This is a genomic window from Actinospica durhamensis, assembly GCF_018139695.1.
Lineage (GTDB): Bacteria > Actinomycetota > Actinomycetes > Streptomycetales > Catenulisporaceae > Actinospica > Actinospica durhamensis.
Genome location: NZ_JAGSOG010000444.1, coordinates 1 through 4,096 on the forward strand (window position 1 = coordinate 1; position 4,096 = coordinate 4,096).

5 protein-coding genes and 1 pseudogene are annotated in these 4,096 nt (G+C 66.0%); 2 read left to right on the top strand and 4 right to left on the bottom strand.

What is annotated here, in order from left to right:
* Nucleotides 1-270 precede the first annotated feature (270 nt).
* A complete protein-coding gene (locus KDL01_RS39495; protein ID WP_212533851.1) occupies nt 271-1,323 on the top strand; it encodes a hypothetical protein in 1,053 nt (350 codons plus the stop codon).
* 305 nt (nt 1,324-1,628) lie between these two features.
* On the opposite strand, the gene rpmB is transcribed toward KDL01_RS39495, so the two are convergent.
* From rpmB to KDL01_RS46315, 3 genes and pseudogenes are all read right to left on the bottom strand, one after another.
* Complete coding sequence (gene rpmB / locus KDL01_RS39500) at nt 1,629-1,853, bottom strand: 50S ribosomal protein L28 (RefSeq protein WP_212533852.1); 225 nt, start codon at nt 1,851-1,853, stop codon at nt 1,629-1,631.
* 363 nt (nt 1,854-2,216) lie between these two features.
* Nucleotides 2,217-2,705, bottom strand: a complete 489-nt coding sequence (locus KDL01_RS39505; RefSeq protein WP_246577634.1) for a hypothetical protein — start codon at nt 2,703-2,705, stop codon at nt 2,217-2,219.
* Between the two features lie 50 nt (nt 2,706-2,755).
* Nucleotides 2,756-2,845 (bottom strand): annotated as a pseudogene (locus KDL01_RS46315) (colicin E3/pyocin S6 family cytotoxin); the annotation flags it as partial.
* Nucleotides 2,846-2,987: 142 nt separating this feature from the next.
* Between KDL01_RS46315 and KDL01_RS39515 the strand changes: the two are divergent.
* Nucleotides 2,988-3,320 carry a type II toxin-antitoxin system PemK/MazF family toxin gene (locus KDL01_RS39515; protein ID WP_212533855.1) on the top strand — a complete coding sequence of 111 codons (333 nt, stop codon included), beginning with the start codon at nt 2,988-2,990 and terminating at the stop codon, nt 3,318-3,320.
* Between the two features lie 25 nt (nt 3,321-3,345).
* Here KDL01_RS39515 and KDL01_RS39520 read toward each other — a convergent pair whose 3' ends face one another.
* Nucleotides 3,346-3,876 carry a hypothetical protein gene (locus tag KDL01_RS39520; RefSeq protein WP_212533856.1) on the bottom strand — a complete coding sequence of 177 codons (531 nt, stop codon included), beginning with the start codon at nt 3,874-3,876 and terminating at the stop codon, nt 3,346-3,348.
* Between the last annotated feature and the right edge of the window lie 220 nt (nt 3,877-4,096).

Sequence of the window (4,096 nt, forward strand, 5' to 3'; positions counted from 1 at the left end):
CACCCCCTCAAGCTCCGCCGCCACCCGGTCAAGCCGCGCCGACTTGGGGCTTTTGACCTCATGCGTAGAGGTCAATGTATTTTCGAACATAGTTTCGAACGCGGCCACGCGCTCAGTTTCGGCCAATCGCGCCCCGAGTGTCAATCGGAGGACTCCGGACGCCACCCGGGTGGGCGAGGAGCCCGGGTGCGGGCGGGCCCGAGCCGCAATGGCCGCCACTGCGCCGGACGCCTACCTCGCGCCCGGTAGGCGTCGATAGTGTCGGGCGCTGTGAACATCTTCGAAGAGGTCCTCGACGAGTGGGATCTTGATGAGCGGTGGCGCCCCATGGTCGAGCGGCTCGCCGAACGCACGCGTCGGCCGGGCCACCAGGGGGAGCAGCTCGAGCGATGCGCAATCGAGGCCGTCGTCGAGGAAGGGAACGGCCAGAACGCCGAGACACCCGTTCTCGTCTGGCGTGACATCAAGGGCGGCTTCACCGTGGGCGCGGTCTTGACCGGGGACTCCATCGCCTGCGGCACGCTTAACGGCCACTGCCCCGATGACCTCTACGGAGCTGATCTGACCTGGGCCTCCTACCGCCTGGAAGCCGGGGAGTCGACTGCCGTCTTCGCCGACTTCTTCGCGGACTGGCTGGTCAACATGTCGAAGGTGCCGGCACGCAAGATCCTCAAGCGCCGTCGCGCCTTCTTCAAGGCGAACATGGATCGCTTCAGGTGGGAGAACGCGTTTCCCGTGCGTGTTCGCGGAGAGGTCGGCCCAGCCACGACGATCATGCCGGCTGCCGCCTTCCGATCCGATGACCGCATCATCACCTTCGCCGCCACCGAGCGGATAGCAATCCCGGGACGGATCTACAACCCGGAACCGGATCCTGCGCGGGAAAGCGAACTGACCGAGACGCAAAGGACCTTGCTCGACTGCCTCTACTCCAGGCACGCCGACGGATGGATCCGCCAGCGCAGGATCGAGAACGTGCTTCGGCGGCCGCCGCAGTCATGGACCGTCCCGTTCGTCGTCGAACTCGCCGGCGAGTATGTCCTGGAGATCGTCGAGTCCATCAGATCCGCGCTCGCAGAACTCGACGTATCAGGCTCGCTCCAGCGAGCCGAGTACGGCCGCTACGTCGCGGGCGTTCCTTGGCACTTCAAGCAGGTGGAGCGGCGTGTCATCAGCTACTGGGCGCTCTACTACCGTGACGCGTATCCCGTCTATGCCGACTACCCCGGCGGCGCGCTGGTGGAGTCGATGCGCAGCGCGGCGTTCGAGTTCTCCGGCCGCCGGATTCCAAGCACTGCTCCGGCCGGCTCTCGTCGGCGCTGACCCTCTGCACCGGCAACTTGGAATCCGTTGGCGGACGACGGAAGTATGGGATTGGTCGACAGTGTGCGCGCCGACCCTGATGCGCACGGCACCGAGCACCCCGGGTGGAGCGGCCCATGCTGACACGCTCAAGGCTGCAATCCCGCGGATCACGGGAGACCCGTCCGCTCCGATCTATGCGGGCCCGGCAGCGCTCCAGCCCCTCGATCCCGCGGCAAACAATGGAGAGGCCACTCGCAGAGGCCTGAAGACAACCGGGGCGGGGCCCGCCGGCGCGGGCCCCGCCTTGTGTGCCGGCGGCAGTACTACGAAGCGGAGCGGCGCTGAACCTTCCCGGCCTTCAGGCACGCCGTGCAGACCTTGAGCTTCACCGGCCGGCCGTTGACGGTCGCCTTCACCGGCTGGATGTTCGGACGGAACATCCGCGCCGAGCGCCCGAGCACCCGCCGCTTCTGCGCGTTGCGCCCCAACCGGGCGACCTGGTTGCCAAAGCGCGGCTCCTTGCCGCACACGTCACAGCGTTGAGACATCAGCATTCTCCTCGAACGAATTTCGCGATGGCATGCCGACCGCCCATCGCGATGTCGATCAATCGAGAAGGGAGAAGACCGCTGCGGAAGCGGTGGTCGACGGCATGGGAAACAAGGGCAGGACTCAGCGCGCAGCGTCGAATGATCGACCGCTGTCGCCCGCCTGAGGTGTCTCGACCTATGCCGTCTTTAGAACATGCGACCGACAGTAACCGCACGACCCAGCGTGTTCAAGCGGTTTACGACCTCTGCCAGACCCCTCAAGTCAACGAGATCTGGAACACCGCCGAGGCCCGTCCAGCTCGCACTCGCAGCCCAAGGCCCGGCCCGCAGCCTGCCTGCCGAAGCCCCCGATCAGCCAGCTCATGCCGCTCCCCCATCCGCGGGCTCGATGTCAGCGGATCTGGCGCCAAAGAAGTAGGCGTATCGCGCAGGATCGACGCTCACGCCGAGCAGAGCGCCCAGTTCCGCCAACTCCGGGCCCTCCAAGGGGAATTCGCCGCAGTAGACGTCGATGGACCACAGGTGCGCCCAGCGCGCCGCTTGGGCGAACCCGAAGCTAGGCGGGAGATGGAAGGTCAGCGCCCATTGGTCGTCGGCGCGGTGGAACGCCTCCACCGCCCACGACGTCCGGAACCCCACCCAGTAGTCCACGCCGTCTTCGGGGATCGGCTCGTCCGCCATGCGCGCGACGGCCGAGACCTGCTCCGCGCTCAGGGCCCACAGGCGCTGGTAAAGCGTCCGATCCGGCCCGAACCAGGCGAGCGCCGTCTCATCGGTGAAGGCGGGCGGCATCGGCACCTCGAGGCTGGTTGAGCCGTCGCGGCCGATGCCCAGCAAGGTCCAGCCCATCGCGCACACGTCCGTTCTGAGACGGGACCTTTGACCTTCCCGTCCTTGTCCTTGATCGGTTCCCCGGTGTTCGGATCGAAGGAGCCGCGGTGGTTGCCACGCTTGTCGCACTCCTCTATCTCACCGTATTGGGAATCCAACCCGTAGATGTTCTACTTATCCTCCCACCACTTGCGCAGGCCACCGCTCCTTGCAAGAGTCCCCGAACGCTCTCGGCGTCGCAGACATAACGCGCCCTGCTGGTACTACAGTCGTAGCGTGATCTGACGCCGGGGAGGCCCGATGGAACGTGGCGAGGTGTGGTGGGCGCTACTCGACGAGCGGCGCCCGGTGGTGATCTTGTCGCGCGACGGGGCCGAGGAGTTGCGGGCGATTCAGGTCGTTGCGCCGACGGAGACCGACCTGACCGATGTCGGCATCGAAGTCAGGCTGGGTGAGGAAGAAGGACTTGCGGACGTGGGCGTCGTGCGCGTCGCCCTGCCGCGTGCCGGGTTCATCCCCTGCACCTGGCTGGTCACGCTGACAGACGACGCCTTGCTCGAACAGGCGGGAAGACTGTCGTCGGCGAAACTCCGCGAGCTCACGGACGCGCTTCGGCTCGCCCAACTCGAATAGCTCGAGTAGCCCGACTGGCCCCGTATCAGCGATTACTGAAGCCTCGATCGAGGTTCCATCCGGCTGGCAGGTCGCTCTCGCAGAATACGCATACGAGGTGGCTCTCCTTCACCACGTTCAGCTCGTCGCACTCCGGGCAACGGCGGAACTCAACCTCGTGGGTGAAGGCGGCGGGGCGCGCCAGCCCGATCCCGTCCAACGCGGCGGCCAGTGCATCCCAGGACGCGAGATCCGGACAGTAGCCTGTCGACTGGTTGCTGACCTGGGAGACCACCCACCTGTCGCCTTCTCGGGCGAAGGCGATCTCACCCGCGCCCAGCACGGGCTCCCCGCCGGCGCAGACCACGTGCTCACTGCGACGGGGCGCCAGCCTTAGGAAGCCGCTGACGTCGACGACGAAGGTGAACGGCTCCGCCAGGTCCACGGCAGACTGCGCGGTGATCCATGCGGAGAAGTCGTTGGAGTCCGCCATCGGTTGACCGGTGGCGTCCGGCGAGACTTGCTCAACTAACTCGACGGGGCCGATGTACCCATATGATCGCCGAGCGTCGTCCATGTTGCCCGTCCTTGCTCTTACTCGCGGGTTTGGATGGTGGCGAGTTGCCCGGTCGGGGTGTGCGCCGAAGTATTAGAGGTGTCCGGTCAGGGCGAGGATGTCCCGACTCTCGTAGAACTTCGCAGGTGGCGGTCCCCCACCTGAAGCCTGCCAGTTGGTAGGTATCGGGTGAATCTGCCAAGAATCATCCGAGATGAGGGACCACCGTGAAGAAGAACGT

Coding starts and splice junctions, on each gene's coding strand:
- rpmB (WP_212533852.1), bottom strand. CDS start 1,853: ATGTCTCAACGCTGTGACGTGTGCGGCAAGGAGCCGCGCTTTGGCAAC.
- KDL01_RS39505 (WP_246577634.1), bottom strand. CDS start 2,705: ATGGGCTGGACCTTGCTGGGCATCGGCCGCGACGGCTCAACCAGCCTC.
- KDL01_RS39515 (WP_212533855.1), top strand. CDS start 2,988: ATGGAACGTGGCGAGGTGTGGTGGGCGCTACTCGACGAGCGGCGCCCG.
- KDL01_RS39520 (WP_212533856.1), bottom strand. CDS start 3,876: ATGGACGACGCTCGGCGATCATATGGGTACATCGGCCCCGTCGAGTTA.